The following is a 19,079-nucleotide window of genomic DNA, read 5'->3' as shown; positions in this document are numbered from 1 at the left end:
TTTGATAGATACCTCATCTATCCCAGAAACGCTATACTTGTGAGGCTTTTATTATCAGAAAACTCCTTCCCCAACTCTGGAAAGGTGCTTGTGTAATTATGAATAACTATGGCATTCATAAGGGAGAAGAAATAGAAAAAGCCATCAAATAAGCCGTCGTGGGGGTTAATATTTATACCCCCATATTCTTCTGATTTCTCCCCAATTGAAATTTTATGGTCTAAGGTTAAAGGCATTGGTCTCCTAAGACTTAGGTGATTACACTCTAAAGACGTTTCCCCTTGATGATGCGTCCTACAGTTCGATGCTAACGGCGGATGACGCAATCGCCTGCTGTCACAGACGCCTTAATGTTGGGTATGCGCATATTCAGATATGCAGGCATGCAAACATTTAATGCGGTAGGCATGAAGACCTGTCTCTGAAAAACTGCTTAATTATTTAATCTCTGCCCCATCTAGATAGTATATTTCTAACGTTGCTCCATTTTCTTTTAGTTGTTTTATAAATGCTTGGGCTTTTCGGTTTTGATTCCATTCATTTCGTGCATTCACGGTAATCTCTTTCAATCCCATATTGGGTGGTTTTTGCAGTCTTGTTACCCACCCATTATCGATAGAATTACTGAGCACATATTGTACTGCGCTATCATTTATTTCATTTACTCCGAAGTCTAGATATATGTGTGGAGGCAACCCATCCCTATTTTTTATGCCCTGTTCCGTTTGAGCTTGTTTTAATGTGTTTCGACTTGTTGCGTTCCAACCTACATTTTGGTGTTGTACCGGGGATAGTTGTGGTTGTTTTACGTTTGGAGCTGTCCATGCTCTTTTTATGTCGTTAAGTTCTTGTGTTTTCAGATTGAGTAACAAAAAATGTCCTGACATAATTGGTATTCTCCATTGTAATTATGGTTCGATATTGACACGAGCATCATACAAGACAGGTAATTAAAACCAAGTATTGTTTTTTCCCACATCTTTTAGACCTTTCCCAAACCCAATTTGTGAATTTTTCGAGTTACAGGCAAATTTTCTTCCCCAAAAATCTACTCTCATTCCCCAGAAACCTTCCGCCCCTTAGTTTTGAGTCGTCGCAAAATCTTCTCAACTTCCCCGCTCGCCGGATACAACAACTGCTAACTCAAAGCACTTTCATAAGCCTGTATCGCCCCCAACGTCAAATGGTCAACTAAGGGATTAAAATTGATGAGCGATCGCTCTCTGGCTCATGGCATTGTGGACATCGCATCGACAATTGAGAAGGTGCGTTACGCTTTGGCTAACGCACCCTACAAGATCAAGCGATCGCACTATTGAGTTAATTGGAACGCCCCAATATCAGCACTACCATCGACAGCACGACGAGGTTTACCTCGTTGGTCAGTTTCGGGGTCTGTGGGCAGTTTCTTTGGGTCACCAGCACGAATAGCTCGGCTATTAGGGAGAAGACGCATTGTTTGGGTGGGGCCACTGTTGTCACTCAATGAACTCAGAAGGGGGTCAATCGGGTTGTTAATTGTACCAACGATGTCTCCTTTAGTGCCAAATCCTGTACTATCCCCGCTGTTGCCAATCAGGTTGTAGCCGTTACTGGCAAATGAACCTGATACATCGGTACTCGGAGCAAATTGAGTTTGACCACCACTGATAATAGTATTCCGCACCGTGAATGAGCTAGATCCATTATGAATCACGCTGGAGCTAAATTTACTCGAATTATTGCTAATGGTACTGTAGATTACTGTGCTGGTGCCCAAGTTTGTGATGCCGCCGCTAAACCCACCCGAATTATCGCTGATCGTACTGTTAATTACTGTATTGGTGCCCAAGTTATTGATGCCGCCACCAAAAGTGCCAGCCGAATTACGGCTAATGGTACTGTTAATTACTGTAATGGTGCTATTGCTGTTATTAAAGATGCCGCCACCATCAGCGCCAGCTAAATTACGGCTAATGGTACTGTTATTTACTATGATGTTGCCTCCGTCATTATAGATGCCGCCGCCGCCACCAGAAGAGTTAGCCGAATTACTACTTATCGTACTTTTGTCTACCCTCATGGTGCCTCTGTCATTATAGATGCCGCCGCCAAAGCCAATTCCCGAATTATCGCTAATGGTACTGTTGTTTACCGTAAGGGTGCCAGTTGTATGATAAATACCGCCACCAAACCAAGTTCCTGAATTATCGCTGATGGTACTGTTGTTTACCATTAAGTTGCCATGGCTATAAATACCAGAGCCAGAGTGTGCTGAATTACCTGTAATGCTACTGTTATTTACCGTTAAGTCACCAGTGCTATCAATACCACCTCCCTCAGTATTATGAAGCGATCCAGAACTATTCAATGCAGAATTATTGCGAACAATACTGCTATCTAAGGTAAGTTTACCCAAGTTCTCGATTCCCCCTCCGTTTTTGCTTGTGACACGACCGGACTCTACAATCAATCCAGCAAGCGTCACCGCTGCTCCCGACTGAATCTTAAAAACCCGCGACGCATTATTTCCACTCACCGTTACCAAAGGCCTACCCGTCAGTGTATCTTGTGGAGCAATGATATCTAAACTATGAATAATATCCAGCTCTCCTAACTGCAAGGTAATAATCTGTGGTGTGGAGAATAAAGAACGGTCAAACTCAATCAAGTCTTTTTCAGAGTCAGCGTTGGCTTTATTGATCGCATCTCGCAAGGTGGTAACGCTAGGGTCATTCACTGCATCTTTAATGCTATTCACCACAATTGTGGCTCTGGTAGGTGCTGGTTGTGCTAATAGTTGAACTACGCTAGGATTAATAGCAGCAGGTTGTCCAGTGTTGGCATGGGCGGTATTAACAAACCCAAAAAGGCTGGTACTAAAAGCTAATACTGTTGCAAGTACGATTAGAGCAATTCGTTTCATGGTTTTTTCCTTGGTCTTCTAAGACTTAAGTCATTACATTTTCATGACGTTTCTCAACCCTGTCAAAAATTACTACATAGAATCCAGTTCCACTTCTGTTTATCGCATCCCTGTAACGGGATTTATGGCGCTGCGCGCTGGGGTAGTTACAGGTTAGATGATGGATGCTCGCTCAGTAGAAATTTAGATCATTTGTACTGTAACTACACCATATAGAACTGCAATAAATTAGACTTGCACCAATGCAAGTCTAATTTATTGCAATCATTGAAACTTGTAACCCTTGATTCTTTAAAAATGCTATTTTTCAGGTCTTGTTGAGAATGGGGCTAGATCTCAGTTTAAGTCATGATCTTGACAATTCTCTATGATTTGATTGGTTACATCCGGTCCAGTAATGGTAGTTTTACCCAAGGTATTTCCCGATGCTGCAATCCAAGTAACCACAAATCCTCCTCTTGTAGGTGAATAGACGGGAATGGCACAGTACCAAGGATTTCCTTCACTAGGGTAAGTTGCTTTGTAATAGGCTTGGACACGAAGCCGATCAGATGCTGGCAGAGCTTGAGGATCTTCAATTGCAGGTTGCTAGACCTACAATGTATTATTGCCCCATCGAATACGGACAGGCATATCTTTAAAAGGTACTTCTACGTTTTCAACAGTAATGCCTGTTGTGTTTGCAGCACGTACACAATTATGGGTTGCCGTGGGAATAGCAGCAGATAATGTTAATGTTTTGTTACACTCTGATGTTACTGCTGCTGGCTGTCCTTGAATTTTAACATCCTGCGTACCGTCTGGTGCAAATAATATACTTGCATTTACGTACAACGAAGTAATTTTACTTGCTCCTACCAAGTTGCACTTATCGCCGGGGTTGAGTGTGTAAGGAGTCTGTGACTGACACTCAATAGTTGCTGCTTGGGCGTTTGCGGGGTTTACTGTCATGCTAATGCCGCTTACAACTAGCATGAGTATTGCTAGTACGGTCATCAGTCGGTTTTTGATTAACGTCATGTTTATTCTCCTGTGTTGCTTCTGTTTTGGACTTTAGAGACGACTTAAGTTTTTTCCGCTTGCACTTTAATGACGTTTCCCAACCCCCATTTGTGAATTTTTCGACTTACAGGCAAATTTTCTCCCCCAAAATCCACCCTCAACCCCCCAAACCCTTCCTCCCCTTACCTTTCAACCTCTTCAAAGTCTTCTCAACTTCCCCACGATTCGGATACAACAACTGCTGACCCAAAGCACTTTCATAAGCTTTTATCGCCCCCAACCTATCCCCCAACCCCACCAAGGCCCTCCCCAGCCAGTAATCAGCCGAAGCCGGATTAAATGCCCTCAATTCCTGACATCCCTCACAAGCTGCTTCCCACGATCGCAAACTCGCCCCAACATCCCCCAGCACTCGGTAACTCTCCCCCAGCCAAAGCGCAGCAGGTAATGATTGCAGAGAACCCCCTGCTGGTAAAAACTCCCATCCTTTCTCCAACGCCTCCACCGCTTCCCGATGTTTAAGAGCCAAAGCCAACACCCTTCCATGACAAAACCAAGCATTAGCTAACTGAGGCTGTAGTTTTGTCCCCTCTTCGGAAACCTGACACCCCCTTTCAACCTCTTTAAAGCATTCCACCAACACTCGCCCCGCGATCGCCCAAACACTCCAGCGTTGAGGGAAACGCTCTAGCATCTCTTCCACTATGGAAGCAAGGGTTATGTTATTCCCCTCTTTTGTTTGGAGAGTACCCTCGACCCCCTTTTTTAAGGGGAAAGTTAGAGGAAGAGAGGTCATTTTCGCAACAGGCAAAATCTCACACAAAGCCCGATAAATTTCACACTCATCGGGATACAGATGATAAGCTTTTAGCATCATTTCCGCCGCCCTCTGATATTCCCCCGTCTCAAACAAGCAGCGCCCATAGTAATACCAACCATGAGGATGATTCGGGTGTTGTGCGGTAAACTCTGCTAACACCTCCAAACCTTCCTTCCAATCTCCTCGAAAGATGTGATAATATGCCAGAGATTTGTGAGCCTCAGCCCCATGAGGATACTGTCGCAGAGCAGAGGTAATTATCTTTTTCGTCTCCTTCCCCTCCTTCCCAGATACCAATCTCATCGCGCAACGCTCATTCAACTGTCGTTGAAGTACCCGGAAATCATCAGCAGCTAAGACGATTAATTTATGCAACCGTCGCTGTGCTTCCTGAAGATTCCCCACCGCCATTAGGGCATCATAGCTATGAATTAAGGCGACAATATCATCAGGGTTAAGTGACAAAATCATCTCAAAGGCTCCTAAAGCCCCAACAGGATTCTCTCTCCCCATCTGCAATTGTCCCAAAACCAGCCAGTTAGCTACGTTATCTGGTTGTAGGTTAGCCGCAGTTTCCAACGCAGTGATGGCTTTTTTACTGTCACCTCGACAAATTGCGATCGCTCCATTGATATACTGTCCTATCCCTTCATTGTCGCATAATGGTAAGGCACTCTGATAAACTGCGATCGCCTCAGCTTCCCTTCCCATTAGCTGCAAGAGTTTCCCCAATTTTAACAACACATCTATTAATTGAGGTTGCCGCTCAATGACTTGGCGATACTCCTCAACCGCCCGCTCCCAGTTACCAATTACTGACAGGAGATTAGCTAATTCCAAGCGTTTCTTCCAGCCCGAGGGATACTGCTCCACATACTGACTTAATGCGTTCAGCTTCTGCTCTTGTCTCGTTAGCTTTTTTTCTAAGACTAGATGAACATTCAACTCCACCCCAGAGCAGTGGGTGACTGGTACCAAGCAGGAAAAATTGTTTCCAGACATATTGCGCTTACTTGATAATTAAGAGAACAATCAAAGCGCCCCTTTTGTTGGGGGAATGGAGCTATTTTTTGGTAAATCGTGATTATTTCATCGGAGTGAAAACTTTCCATTCCGGGCTCTCCCTTTTTGTCCGGTGACTCGGAGGAATTTAACAGAGAATTGTCCAACCCTGACAAATACTTTGTCAAACGCTTTTGCAGAATTTTTCGCGCTTGTGAAATACGTTTGCGAAGGTTTTCGTAGGATACACCTAGCTTTTGTACTATTTCCAGATAGGATTTTTCCGCAATGAAGTGTAGGATAAAAGGTTCGCGCAGTTTGGGCGGCAAATCCTCAATAGCGCGTTGGATTATCATTGCTAATTCGCAGTGTAAAGCGACAGTTTCAGGACTATGGGAGAGAGAAACCAGTCCCTCTTCCCCTTTTTCAATTATTACTTCCAAACTCTCAACCCGATCGCCCAACCTCTTATTTTCTCGATGTATATCCATACAGAGGTTATAAGTCAGTCGGGTCAACCAAGCTTTAAAATTAGTGATGACACCAGTAGAATCTTGACTCTTCTCAAAGGCTTTGAGCATCGCTCGACTGAGTACCTCTTCGGCATTAGTCGCGTTTCCGTCCATCCACTTCAAACAGCAACGGTAAAGATAATCTCGGTGCTGGTTCCATTGTTGCCAAAAATTTGTGCTTGTATCTGACGAGCGATCCGACTGCTTTGAAATGCTAGATAATTGAGAACCTAATTTCATTTCTAATGCCTAAACTCTGGCTGTAAGTTTCAAGTAATCTTGGAGGTTGTGGTTGACAGTCACACCGCGATCGTTCTATCAAAGCTGCTGAACACCAGGGTCTAGGAAAATACCCTACCTAAATATTAGTAATACTTACCCAAATTTTACACTCAAATTGACTGGTAAATAGGCGTGAGTCAACCGTATTGTGCAACCAAATGTAAAATCATACAAACTCTTGCTGTTGCTTTTTTTAATGAATTTTGCCTGCAAGCCATACCTGTAGAACCCATCCAATATGTAGTTTGCTAGTAACTCAAGTACGAATGCCGATGCGAATTGCATCTCCATCTTGGCATTTCGTACTTGATTTACCTGCTGCCAGCTACGGCTCTCTGCCCTGATTCAACAATCCGTACTCTGGATTGGTGAGAAATCAAGAAAAAGAACAAACCGCCCAGGCTTTTAATCCTAATGCGCGCGCATCTGTGAAGCGCTGGACTGCATTACATTTTCGACTCGGAAATCACCGGCATTATATTTTCGACTTGGAAATCACCGGGATTTTCGTTGATAACCTGGTTAACTGTATCGCGCAATATTTTTTCTAGCACGTCAATAAATGAACCAGTTGCAGTTTCTGTGACCCAGGGGTCCATCACTACAGAACGCAAAACGGTGATGGGCATGTCTGATGAGTCATCTACTTCCAACAAACGTTTTTTGTAGGTTTCGATGAATTCTATCCCGTAGGACTTTTCGTAGAAATCCGTCGTGCTCACAATCAGATCGTAATCAGAGATATCAGTCTCCGGTTTGATGCTCAGCTTCTCGTAAATTTTTTGGTTGAGTTTGTTTGCCTTCTCTAAATTGTTGTTGACTTTGCCCGATGGAGTCTTGAAGTTGAAAGCATAGACCAAGATATTTTGGTCGGGTCCAATTTCTTTCAGGAGGGCCATTGCGTCTGGGTTATTTTGGATCTCCTCATTAGTTTTGCCATCAATCAAATCCCCAACTTGTTGTTCGGTAACACCGTTTGGGAGAGCGGATAGGGGAACTACGATAAAACTATCTTCGGGCTTGTTCATGCACATTAGCCGTGCGTAAAGCTTGTCACAACTGTACAAAGCCTGACCCAAGAGTTTGCCGTAGCCGCTTTTTGTTGGTCGAATTACTCGATGGCTCAAATATACTGAAGCACAAGCAGCCCCGGGTTTAGAACCCTCTATACCGTAAATACCTGTTGTTGGTTCAGCATCGCCGTGAAATATATAAGGCGCAGCAAAGGTAACTAGAGAGCGCATGGCTGAATTGCGGTAGCAAAGTGCTCCTGCCGGATACGGGATGTAACCTGCTTTATGAGGATCGACGGTGATAGAATCAGTCTCGCCGAGCGCTTCAAATTGGGTGGTTACGTAGGCACTTAACGGTGAAATTGGTGGGGGAGCGGAGCGAAAGAGTAGGGGTTCGATTTCAAAGTCATCGCGCAATATAGATGCAAAATAGCCTCCCCAAGCTGCATCAGCATGAACTGTAAATTCTAAACCTTGTTTGCGATATTCGTCCCGCAGATTGAGAATCTCCCGCAGCGGGTCAACTGCACCTTCTTCAGTGCTTCCCATCACCGCAACTACTGTGTACACCGGTCTTTTTTCTACCAAGCATTTATCGAGGTGAGCGCGCAGAACATCTATCTTCATTCGACCGTTCGCATCCACATCAACGTCTTGCATGTGAGACGCTCCCATGCCTAACAGTGCTGCTGCTTTGGGGAAAGAGTAGTGCTTGCTGCCCGGTACAAAAAACAAAGGTTCTGGCACATCGCTCAGGAAATTTTTGGCAAACTTTTGTATTCCCAAATCTTGCAGCGAATATTTTGACACAGCATCTGAGAGGACAGTCGAATCGATATCACACTCCGATTCTAGACGGGCGGGCAATCCTAGAATGTCATCGGCTTTGAGGTTGAGCAGTTGCCAAACGGTTAGTTCAATTAAAGGCTTCACCACCAAAATACCATCTTCGTAAAAAGAAACCTCGATATTTTTTGCTTCTTTCAAGTCGTTGATTACAGCTTGTTGCAAAGCAATGGGATAGAACTTGAGATTTCTAGCTGACCATAGAGCCTCTATATTGGCAACTGTACCCCCACAAGTTATGTGTCCCCAGGGAGCAATCTCTTCCTCATTTTCCGGGATTTTGTATCCCAGCATGAGGCACAAATCGTTACCGACGATAATTTCCAGGTAGGTCGTTGCTGTTGATGCTTCAAATGCTACGTTATTGGGGTTGTAGAGCATCGCCGCGAAGTAACCAACCACGCTCGGCATTGTCAAATCCCAGTCCATGTGCCCTTGATAGCGCATGCTGAAGAAAGGAACTGAATTTTTAAGAAACTCCAGCAATGAGTGATAGCCCTCATTGAAATTCTCCATTGCCTGTAAATATTCTGGAGACTGCTTAATTTCGTCTGTAATGTGCTTGGGATCTTCTGGATGATAATTATTTCTCCATTCAGCCTGGTCGCGAATTGCTTCTACAATTAAAGTCTCCAGCACGCCAGCATTTTCTCCCTTTGGCCCCATAAACCATGCTTCAAGGGAGCGCGTTCCTGACGTGCTGTCCAGTTTTGGAAGGTTGGAAGAACGGGAAAGTTCTTGCAGGTTGCGGCGGGCTTTTTCAAAGCCTTGACTTTGAGTGTCTCTTGGAGTATTCATCAAACAATAATTCCTGTGTTGTTAGGTTCGCGCCATAAATCATGCTGTTGTTTCTCTATTGGTACAGTACCGATAGAGAGTTTTGAACGAGAGCGGCTGTTAACACCAATAGTTGCGCTCATTCAAGCCTGTCACTGAGGCAAAATCTTTGCTAGTTGCATTTCATTTGGTTTTAATCGCATTTAGTCCCGACGGAAGTTTAACTTCAGTCGATACATTTTCCTGCGTGTCAATAGAGCCGCAAAAACCAAAGGTTCGGTAGTTTGCTCGGTCTGACTTGTTTTATCCGCTTGTACGGTATTAAAATACCTGTATAGCAGTATAAGTAATAAATTTTACGTTTGTCAAGTTAAAATTTCGCTGCGGATATCATATGTAGCCAATACAAATGATTTATGCAAGTTTTGCAGCAACTCTCATTTGCAGGAACCTTGGAATCGATTAGGTAAAGGCTCTTAACACTTCTGCGCTACCAACAGGCTTCAATTTTTATGTGCAACTGATATATTGCCTTTCGCGCGCCTGCACCATCTCGAATGCTGTTGAGGGGAGTAGCGCTTCGAGGCGGGTTTTGAGGTCTTAAATGTTACACGCGTACAAAAAGCTCGAAATTTTGACAGTGTATGTTTCCCAATTTTGTGGGCTTTCTGGTTTTTATAGCTCTCCATTGCCCTCACTTTCCTTCCACTTCCACCTGCAACTGATACACACTCAAACTGGGATGTTCGCCAAGTAGCCGCCAGCAATATCCCTCAGCAGTTGGGGTGGGTCGCGTTCCTTGGCTATAGAGGAATATTGGCTCGTTTCTCATCAATGCGGTGAATATCTGCCGCTCCCTGTCTTTGCCATCATCCCAAATCAGGTGAGCTTTGCCGAAGTACCCAACACCCATCAAACTAGCGAACAACCATTCCATGAGAGCTAGCTGCTGTTCCTGAGTTAACGCGGTTGACCGCAAGTATCGATTTCGGGTGGCTGGGATTTGGGTTTGAGGGAGGCGATGAGGGCGGTGGCGAGGTTGAGGTACTTTTTCATTTCTTAGTTGGCGTAGGTTTTCACCTGAATCGGTACGACAAGGGGTGTTTTGTTAGCGCCATCAATTCGATACGTTATTCCAGCCATTTCACTTCCCGAACGGCTGTCCCCACCACTGCCAACACTCTTTATTGAAGGGCGACTTCCACTTATAAATCAGCTCTGACTCCAATTGCAACCGCTGTTTGCGATTACCGGGCGCTCCGTACCAAAATGCAATACCCACAGCCGCATCCAAAGAATAACTCCGGTGCAATCCGATGTAATTTTCAATGTATTTATGACAATCGTGGCTCATCCACCGCTGTTTTGGAGTGCGCTGCGTTTCTCCGACGTACAGCAGCAGCGGGAGCGCGTTATCGATAACGAAGTAGAGGCAAGTGCGATCGCCCGAATCGGGTCGATCGCAAAATGAAAGGTTTTGATACTCCCCAGGGCTAAAGCCACGGAGATTCTTGAATGAATCGGAAAACTCTCAAAGGCGTTATCAAATCACCTCTATTCGCTCAAAACAACTACCCGTACAAAAGGTATTGCAATTGCGCTTACTTTAAATTGTGTTTGCTTGTCAGTATCCATCACATTTGCCAGATAGGTACGCAACACACATTCTGCCATTACTTGTCAGTTATACAGGCTTATTACATGAATGGTAGTGGTGGCTCACTGCGCCGGGATTTCTCCGATACTAGACAAGTTTCAACACGTAGATGGGTTTTTTATTAGAGAGTCGATGGCAGGGTGTCCCCCACCACCTCTCCTACAAAACCGTGCTTGCGACTTTCACCGCACACGGCTCCTGAGTGATGTAATCCTGGGTATGGATATAGTACGAACGCATCAGAAATGATTCATACCACTTGATAGTTTTCCTTTTACCCCTACATCCCACCATCAGATTTTTCTGTGGTATTAGGCTTTTAAAGGGTTACTCAGTCTCCATCTTTTACACCACCCGGCGCTGTCAGCATATCTCTACTATTACGGTAGAGCTTTGGCTTCTGCAACCATCTCTCACACTCACAGCTTACGGCTAGCAACCTACTTAATTATTTAAGGGCTGTGAGTGCTTTACTTCGTTCCAAATACACATTGTTTGAGTTTTTAGTGCGATGCTATCCACCGGGTTTATGGGCGGTGCTTATAGGTCGAGTAAACAATCGCCTATGCCCTATCCTTGCCTTTTGGCTTGGTCTTAATCAGTCTTTACCGTGTTTTGCGACGGGTTTATTCTGATTGAGCCGTTAGACCATCTTAGATAACGATGGTTCAGACACATCTTTGCTTTCGCTGCACATGAACTCTTGCTTGACAGTTACCAGTTTCGGCTACCAGTAGTCTGTCTTTTATCCCCGCTTTACCCTGTTAGTTGCTACCTGACAAGATAGGGGATATGCTTTAACCGCTGCACTTGCGGACTGGGATTAAGAATGACCCGCACCCAGATGTGTATCCAGTTATTATGACTTTATAGTCATCCTAGTCATCCCCCAAGTATTGTTACTCAGTTTCGGCTAAACGAATCGCACACTTACAATCTAATTATAACAAATCTTTAGATCCATTATGTAAATAAATATTAAAGGCGGTTGAAACCGCTGCCGACTTCCTCCTCATGTCTAAAGCCAGAGGCACGCCGGGCTCGTTTTTCGGTGAAGTTGCAGGGTAAAAGGGTCGAGGGTATCGGAGTAGCAAGGATTGGGAGTTAACTCGAATAAAGTTCCATGCTGCGGTTGCGGGCGTGCTAGCAAATTGCTGACACTCGAAAATTCGGTTTTTCCAAGAATGTAGGGCATCAGCGCTCATCGCCAATTTAGATGCCCGACTCGGATAGTTGGAGTTGAATTTGGGGAAAAGTTCGAGTTGTTTCACAAGTTTGGAAAGATTCGGATTACATTAACTTTTCCATTTCAACAGCAGCCAAACGAGCTTGAAGTACCAACAAGTTTATCGGATCTATGGCGATACGAAAAGTCATTACTTTCAAGTTTTGGGGGACGTATTTACTCAACCGACTCTCTACTTGACTCGAACACACTATCAAATCAAATTGATCCAGGTCGCATTTATTATTTTGAACGGTTTCGAGGGTAACTGCTTCTGACTCTACGTGATGCACGTTGTACTCGATTATCTCCTTCATCGCTTCGCTGCTAATTTGTTCTTTACATACGAATAACAGCTTGGCATTGCGGGGCAGCGGTGAAATACAGCTTAACAATTGCATATCGGGTTGCACGTCAATTCCGATTATTTCTTTGTTGGGATCTGCCAGCTTCGCTACATCCCACAAGTTTTTAATAGTTGTTACCACCAAATCTGCCGCCAACAACTGTTGAACTGATTCTGCTTCCTTATTTTTTAACGTGTTCCAATCAATTGATACTAAAGCTAACCCGGTTGCAGATTGAATGCTGCTGCCAATATCGATACTATCTGGGAAAAAATTCACAAATGCTACGTTGATTTGATGGCGATCGACAAGGACTGCTTGAGCGTAAGCCGCTGCTGAAAACTCCGACACGCTCAGCCCACTTTGAGATGCAGAACGAAAAGCTTGATCGAGCAAGTCGTAGAAACTTTTCCGGGCTATTATTTGTTTCACAGACTGGGAATCGGCGATAAAAGTTCCTTTGCCCCGCAGACCTATCAAATATCCTGAATTAATCAGTTCGTTGTACACCAAGGCTACAGTATTGTGGTTGACTCCTAAATGCTTTGCTAAATGAACGCCCGGTGGTAGTGGCTGGTTCGGCTTGAGACTGCCCCGCACGATCAATAGCTTAATCTGCTCGGTAATTTGAGCGGCAATTGTTAGTGGCGCTCCAGTATCCACAACAATAGGGAGTAAAACCGGGTCTTTCATGTAAGCTGGCATATTTGTGACTATTTTAGTAATTAATCTTTTTGACATTCAAGCAATTTCTAAAATTCAGTACGAAAAGCGCCCTCTCTCTTAAAATGTATGTTTGCACTCCGCTTTTTGTGGGTACTTTTCTATCCATTAATTAAGTTTACATATCCACAGACGCCCGGCGTATTCCCCATCAGTCCACAACGGTTTAGAATAGCGTTCGATTGTGCGGCCGTCCCTCAGTTGAACTTTATCGTGAAATTCTAGCTGAGTCTGCTTGTAAATTTCTGTTATGTTCTTGAGAAAAACTTGGGGATTGTCGAATTGTTCGGCAACAAACTGCAACGCTAGGCGATCGGATAGTGACCTGATAATAAATTCAGGTACATTCCAGATTTTTAACACACTGGGAGTCAGCCCTGAAATTTGTCTCTGGCTGTTTACTAACAAAATTCCAGAGTTTGCATCTTGATTTTTTAACTTGTCTGAAATTGGCAACATCAAAAAGTGATTGGGGTTCGGGGTTACTTTTTATTAAGAAAAATAAATATTTAGTTTGTTTCTCCAATATTTAATTTTCTTATCACACTTTTAAAACTGTAGAAGGACAGTTTTACCTACTTACAATACATCCTACCACAACTGAAACACGAAAGTTCCCAGATAACACTGGTTGACTGGTACTACGGGTCGCTCCTGGCTATCCGGTGATTGATATAGCTTATGTGTCTCAGGGTAAGGATTTCAGCGATTTCATCGCCAAATCTTTGTGCTTTTCGATACAGTAGACCTCTCCCATAATTCTAATCCCTTCCCCCGCTTGGTTTTGGGAACCCGGCCCCCTAAAGGGCCCAGGGCTGTTTCATTCTCTTGTAGGGGCGGTGCCAAGAGTGCCCGCCCGATCTCTGAAACACCTACAAAATCGTGGAGGGGGAGGGTAGGCACGGGGGCACTACCCCTACAAAACGATGATTCGTCTGAGAATGAAACAGCCCTGCTCAAGGGCCTGGCTGCCAAAACCAACGCTTCAATAAGGGTTTCAACGGTCGAGCGATAAAAACTGCCCGGTTTCATGATCTAAATTTTACTGTTTTTTTTCAGCTTGTAGGGACTTTTATTGACACATAACGATCGCACCTATTCGCCATCTTACTAATCCACATACCACCAAAATTTTTCGATTTTCAGCGAAATCTTTCCGATGCTACTCTCCAGATTTTTAGTAATCTAATTAGATGTTCGACAAAGATTCTTTTTTGAGTCTTTGACTTATTCGCTCTTTTTTGAGCTGGGGTCAGAACTCCGTGACGAGGTTTTTTATGAGGAGTATTAATTAACGGTTATCCTACATAAGCTTTATCCCCTTGAAACTTTTGTGAGGTTAAGAGTGACAATCGCTGCTTTCTCCAAATGTTTATGTCGGCTGTTGATCCGGTTTCTCCTACTACTACGTCAACAATCTCTTTACCGGATGAAAAGTAGGTAAGTTATGCAGGTACACCAATGTCAACAGAATTTGATCTGCGATCGTTAGTTTAGGGGGGCGACCACTGCCGGGTTTAATGAGCCGAGTTTTCTGACTTTACGCAAGATTTTTTTTGACGAGCATACAGATTTTCGGCATTAGTAATTAGTTGTATTAATTGGTCGGAGTCTATACCCAACATTCTTTGAGTCTCGGATGGATGCTTTTCAAGATATTCTCGAAGTTGGCTCATGTTGAGAGGGGGTAAAACTTCATTATAGCTTGTAAAAGTATAGTCATTTATTGCACATGACATGGGAGGCGTTAAATCCCTCCCCCTTCGCTTTTACTTTGAGCGGATTAACCCGCCTCGGCTGAACTACGCAGCTCTCTATCAAGAGTGCTAAAAGCATTTGGGATTGCTTTTCTGAGGATGTTATAAGAACCATTAACATCGGAATTAATTAATTGACCGATTGATGTTCTGTACAATCCTCTTTTGATTCGCCTGCCACTAAATATGACATTCGACGCATCAATATGTCCGTAAACAGGAATTGGATCTAGGTTCAAAAAGCTCGACTTAGAGGTGTAAGACTCTTCTTGAACTATCACTTTAATTCCCACCAATCGAGTTTTGTATTCCAACATCTCAATTAGTCTAGCGTGAGGAATGCTGACAAAGTTTTGATTAGTTTGTTTGGACAGGTCTATTCCGGTTTTCCACTGTGCATTTTTACCAATTACTAGCGTCCCAATTTGATGCGCCGTCAAAATATCGACGATTAATCGGCTGGTGTGATGCAAGTAATTATCTACTTTTTGGTGGCGACACCGGGTCAAGCGTTGAATCCGTGATGATGTCTGGCTATTTCCTTTTAATTGAGACTGCAATTGGGCTTTACGTTTGTTGTAGAACTGGTTAATCGATTTGAGTGGTCGCCCGTTAACCAAAAGAGGGATAAATCCCGGTTGATTTGAAGTTAGCGCCAGTAAATTGTCCAGTCCCAAATCAATACTAGCTACGAAGTTGTTAATTCTAGCGGTGGACTCCGGTTCATCGTAAATTACCTCAATTACATAAGCATCGCATTTGGGAACCAATCTAACTTGACAGATTTGTTCGGGATTTATTTTGGTTTTGATTGAAATTTCAGTACCCGACAGTTTAATAATTCCACTCTTTAACTGCCTGCTGCTAATCGCTTGCTTTGTATAAACCAGGATGTTTCGACCTTTTACTTTATCTTTGTACTTAGGTAGTTTTGGACGACCCGTAAATTTAGAGGCATCTTTTTTGTAAGCTTTGAGAGCTTCAAAAAACGATTTCCAATTTTTATCTAACAACATCAAGATTTGCTGGCTTACTTTTGCGGGTATTGCTTTGTAAGCTTCGTGAGATTTCATGAGGCGATTCATTTCGTTGTAATTGATGTAGCCCCATCCATACACAAAGCTTTGACGGATCGCATAATTGGCTGCATTGTAAAGATTCTTCGATTTGAAAGCTAGTTCGTCAATCTGAGCAAAACGGTGTTCGGTAGATTTGATGATGTGACGTTCTGTTAGCTGCATTCTGAACCTCCTTCTTTCAGCTCGGCGATTGTGGGGAGTAGTCAACTATAATTAAACCACTTTCTGTCTGTCATGCCGGATGTGGCAATGCCAGAGGGCTTGGACGCCTCCCCATGCGGTTGTGTAACTTATTATTGTTTTAGCGTAGTTTGATAGTTTTATTTTTAACATCCTGATTACAGGATACCACAATCGCTTATCCCTGCTTACAAACTGAATGAAGTTTTATAATACTTTAAGAGCGATCGGTCAACCATTTCTTTTTGGGAGATGTCTAAAAAAATCAGGGCAAATATAAACTATTAATTTTGGCTCATCAAATATGAATTTGTCAAGTTCGCGACTTTTCCAGACTCTCCCTACATATTGTTCTTCAAGCCATTGCGACTGAGAAGATATCTCTAACAGCCGACCGCATTTAAATTTAATAATTGCATAAATATTCAATTCCGGCTTTTGGTATACTTCTGTTATTTGTTTAACAAATTTTTGAGGTTCTTCTAAATAGTGAGAAGCTAACTGTAAAGCTTGGAACTCGTTTTGTGAGTCTATAACGTATTTTGGGAGACTCCACAACTCTATAAAATTTCGATTTATACTCACTATTCTTCTGTTATTATCGACTACAAGAATTCCCGTATTAGATTGACTTTTCCCTTGATATAATTTGCTCATAATTGTGATGTTTGGGTATTTTTGATGAAGCATACCTAAAGCAAGTCTAACAGAGTTGGGAAGCAACTTGCTCTGGTTGCACGATCAGCCCATAAAATAGGTAGGTCGGTACGAATAAACTTCGCTGTGTCAGGACAGACGCAGAACTGACACTTTCACAAAGGCCTGGGATCGGTTTTCCGATCGGTACGTCTCTAATCGCCAATTAATTGGACAAACGTGGACTCAGCATACAAAATAAAACCAAGACGCCTCAAAAGCGGTCATTCTTTTTGGCATACCTGCTGGCATTACAGGACAGAGGCTATTGATACTGTTCGATGAAGACCCGCCTCAATGGGGCGTTTCTTAGGGATAAATCCCCCTCGGATTTCTCCGGTAATGTTTTCCTCGTCAATGTTAGTGGGGCTTGTCGTGCCGGAGACACTTCCTTAGCTAAATAGAGATGTTTAATCTCCGGCGACATAGCTATGGGCTGGAAAGCACCCATAGGTGTCGTGACCTTACTAACGTAGCCTGGTTAGAGACTTAGACTGGCTATCTTGTCCACTTTTGTCCAGTGTTTAGCGGATAGCAACGCTTACGTGTCTGGCAATGAGAGAAAAAAGAATAGAACACGGTAGGGCCACTCAAGGGGCATTAGTCTACTTGACTGGTTTTAGTATACTGCTTTATTATTATAATATACTGGCGCTTAACAAATTTCGCCCCCTAAAGGCACCAAATCTAGTCAAAGTAAAATTATACGGCAGGAGTGGATCTATGCAGTGGCTGTTAAGTTTGGCAGAAGAATATCGGAATCTCCTCCGAAATGGACATTTTTACGAAACCTTGGCAGTGACTTCAACGCCAGAGGAGATTAGAGGTTGGATTCGCCAGTTATATCACCTATCCCGCGATTTTACCTCGGCGCTATCTCTGCGCCATGCCATGTGCCACGACCCTTATTACCAAGGGTGCTTTGCCCGACATGCGATGGAGGAAGTCGATCACTGCGAACGGCTAATTGAGTGGATGCACACATATGATTTTCTGGAACCCGATGAGAGTCCAACTAACGTGCCGGCAACCCTTGAAACCATATCAGTAAACGCATATTGCTTTCGTTCAGTCCTGCGCGAATCAAACGCACACCAAATCATTACACTGAATTTAATCTCAGAAGGGGTGTCCTATGACTTCTTCTGTGCAGCGAGTCCGAAGCTTGCAAAGCTGGGGCTGCAAGCGGGTCGCTACTGGCAAATCCATAATCAGATTGACCAACAGCACCTAGCAATGGGACTTGACCTGATTCCTCAATGCGAGAAAGACTCATCTTTGGGTAAGGTCTACGCTCGGATTGCTTGGGAAATGACTTGTTTGTACGGTCAGATGCTGGACTCTTGGAGCCTTCTCGGTAACAAAACTACCGGGGACAGACACGAGCTTTCAAAAGTTGCAGCTTTGACAAGGTAATTGCGATCGCCCGCATTGATAGCAGCAAAAATAGCGGTGGCGCCCAGTGGTGGTGGTGTTTTCGATTAGCTTTTTGCTGCTATTCCACGCCTTGAGGTGAATGTTGCCATACCCGAGCCTTTCAGCCTTCAACCAACTTTGCGCTGCGATTCTCTCAAATGGCGTGCTACCAACAGCATTACTTGATTTTCCTCAGTCTCGTCCTTGAGCTCAGATAAGGCTCGTTCGATCCTCAAGAGCGGATGTTCTTCTCTCATCCTTCTTGTTTCAAAGTCATTCTCTTGGGAAACGATGCGAACTACGCTAGCGCACTCGCTACGCGGACGCAACCGGGCAATCACTTCCATGCACCGCCATTGATTGGGTAGAAGCTTTGCGGGAAGCAGCTTCGAGGGTGGGAGCAGCGCTGCCCGAACGCGAACACAGCCTTAGGGAAATAGAAATAGCAGCGAAGTGGGAGATGCGCCGGGGGATACTGGCTGCGGTGTACGCCCAGTGCCGGGATTGGCTGTGGGGCGAAGTAGGAAGTGGCGCCCTCAACCACTTGATTGCCGAGAGGAGCATGAGTCGAGAGGCGATCGCCGAGTTGGGATTGGGCTACTACCACAGCAAGAATGAAGTTGCAGCAGCGCTCAAAGAGCAGAATTACGACTTAGAGATTGCCGAAGAAGTGGGCGTGTTGACCCGCAAGTGGGAAGGGTTAGGAACTGTAACTTAATTTATGGACAAAGCTACCCATCATTGACTATTTGGGTAGCTTTTTGAGCAAATTGTGGCCGCACGAGACTATTTGCCCCTGGTTCAATTTGTTTTTGCCCCCGTGCCATTGGATGACAGATG

At 44.0% G+C, this 19,079-nt stretch carries 16 protein-coding genes and 1 pseudogene; 3 read left to right on the top strand and 14 right to left on the bottom strand.

Going from position 1 to position 19,079, the window contains the following annotated elements; all coding sequences use genetic code 11:
- Positions 1-168: 168 nt before the first annotated feature.
- Positions 169-258 (top strand): hypothetical protein, encoded by a 90-nt coding sequence (locus JGK22_RS33190; protein ID WP_366024844.1) that lies wholly within the window; start codon positions 169-171, stop codon positions 256-258.
- A gap of 179 nt (positions 259-437) precedes the next feature.
- Here the strand turns inward: JGK22_RS33190 and JGK22_RS01830 are convergent, their stop codons facing one another.
- From JGK22_RS01830 to JGK22_RS01770, 13 genes and pseudogenes are all read right to left on the bottom strand, one after another.
- Positions 438-887 (bottom strand): hypothetical protein, encoded by a 450-nt coding sequence (locus JGK22_RS01830; protein WP_293219338.1) that lies wholly within the window; start codon positions 885-887, stop codon positions 438-440.
- Positions 888-1,312: 425 nt separating this feature from the next.
- Positions 1,313-2,905: a right-handed parallel beta-helix repeat-containing protein gene (locus JGK22_RS01825; RefSeq protein WP_293219337.1), complete on the bottom strand. Its 1,593-nt coding sequence runs from the start codon at positions 2,903-2,905 to the stop codon at positions 1,313-1,315.
- A gap of 594 nt (positions 2,906-3,499) precedes the next feature.
- Positions 3,500-3,880, bottom strand: a complete 381-nt coding sequence (locus JGK22_RS01820) for a hypothetical protein (protein WP_293312218.1) — start codon at positions 3,878-3,880, stop codon at positions 3,500-3,502.
- Between the two features lie 184 nt (positions 3,881-4,064).
- A complete protein-coding gene (locus JGK22_RS01815; protein WP_293219333.1) occupies positions 4,065-5,729 on the bottom strand; it encodes a tetratricopeptide repeat protein in 1,665 nt (554 codons plus the stop codon).
- Complete coding sequence (locus JGK22_RS01810; RefSeq protein WP_293211700.1) at positions 5,669-6,481, bottom strand: RNA polymerase sigma factor; 813 nt, start codon at positions 6,479-6,481, stop codon at positions 5,669-5,671. The genes JGK22_RS01815 and JGK22_RS01810 overlap by 61 nt, the downstream gene beginning before the upstream one ends.
- 488 nt (positions 6,482-6,969) lie before the next feature.
- Positions 6,970-9,180 carry a pyridoxal-dependent decarboxylase gene (locus JGK22_RS01805; RefSeq protein WP_293312216.1) on the bottom strand — a complete coding sequence of 737 codons (2,211 nt, stop codon included), beginning with the start codon at positions 9,178-9,180 and terminating at the stop codon, positions 6,970-6,972.
- A 673-nt stretch (positions 9,181-9,853) separates the two neighbouring features.
- Positions 9,854-10,096: a hypothetical protein gene (locus JGK22_RS01800; protein WP_293184621.1), complete on the bottom strand. Its 243-nt coding sequence runs from the start codon at positions 10,094-10,096 to the stop codon at positions 9,854-9,856.
- A 207-nt stretch (positions 10,097-10,303) separates the two neighbouring features.
- Positions 10,304-10,555, bottom strand: coding sequence for a hypothetical protein (locus JGK22_RS33185; RefSeq protein ID WP_363319082.1), 252 nt, complete (start codon positions 10,553-10,555; stop codon positions 10,304-10,306).
- 1,551 nt (positions 10,556-12,106) lie between these two features.
- Entirely contained in the window at positions 12,107-13,129 is a 1,023-nt protein-coding gene (locus JGK22_RS01790; protein WP_293184626.1) for a GntR family transcriptional regulator, read from the bottom strand.
- A 90-nt stretch (positions 13,130-13,219) separates the two neighbouring features.
- Positions 13,220-13,570 carry a hypothetical protein gene (locus JGK22_RS01785; protein ID WP_293184628.1) on the bottom strand — a complete coding sequence of 117 codons (351 nt, stop codon included), beginning with the start codon at positions 13,568-13,570 and terminating at the stop codon, positions 13,220-13,222.
- A 683-nt stretch (positions 13,571-14,253) separates the two neighbouring features.
- The gene (locus JGK22_RS01780; RefSeq protein WP_293219358.1) at positions 14,254-14,367 is read right to left on the bottom strand and encodes a hypothetical protein; all 114 of its coding nucleotides are present in this window, start codon (positions 14,365-14,367) and stop codon (positions 14,254-14,256) included.
- 463 nt (positions 14,368-14,830) lie between these two features.
- Positions 14,831-16,109, bottom strand: a pseudogene (locus tag JGK22_RS01775) (transposase).
- Positions 16,110-16,358: 249 nt separating this feature from the next.
- Positions 16,359-16,850, bottom strand: a complete 492-nt coding sequence (locus JGK22_RS01770; protein ID WP_293219325.1) for a PAS-domain containing protein — start codon at positions 16,848-16,850, stop codon at positions 16,359-16,361.
- A 696-nt stretch (positions 16,851-17,546) separates the two neighbouring features.
- Between JGK22_RS01770 and JGK22_RS01765 the strand changes: the two genes are divergently transcribed.
- Positions 17,547-18,239, top strand: a complete 693-nt coding sequence (locus tag JGK22_RS01765) for an iron-containing redox enzyme family protein (protein WP_293219323.1) — start codon at positions 17,547-17,549, stop codon at positions 18,237-18,239.
- Between the two features lie 128 nt (positions 18,240-18,367).
- Here the strand turns inward: JGK22_RS01765 and JGK22_RS01760 are convergent, their stop codons facing one another.
- On the bottom strand, positions 18,368-18,586 hold the full coding sequence (locus JGK22_RS01760) for a hypothetical protein (protein ID WP_293184639.1): 219 nt from the start codon (positions 18,584-18,586) through the stop codon (positions 18,368-18,370).
- Positions 18,587-18,633: 47 nt separating this feature from the next.
- Here JGK22_RS01760 and JGK22_RS01755 point away from each other — a divergent pair, with 47 nt between their 5' ends.
- Complete coding sequence (locus JGK22_RS01755; protein WP_293219321.1) at positions 18,634-18,957, top strand: hypothetical protein; 324 nt, start codon at positions 18,634-18,636, stop codon at positions 18,955-18,957.
- Positions 18,958-19,079 lie beyond the last annotated feature (122 nt).

Origin of the sequence: Microcoleus sp. PH2017_08_TRC_O_A (assembly GCF_020738665.1) — a bacterium.
In the GTDB taxonomy this organism is placed as follows: Bacteria; Cyanobacteriota; Cyanobacteriia; order Cyanobacteriales; family Microcoleaceae; genus Microcoleus.
Note: the sequence above shows the minus strand (reverse complement) of the source record. Positions and strands in the feature narration are given on the sequence as shown.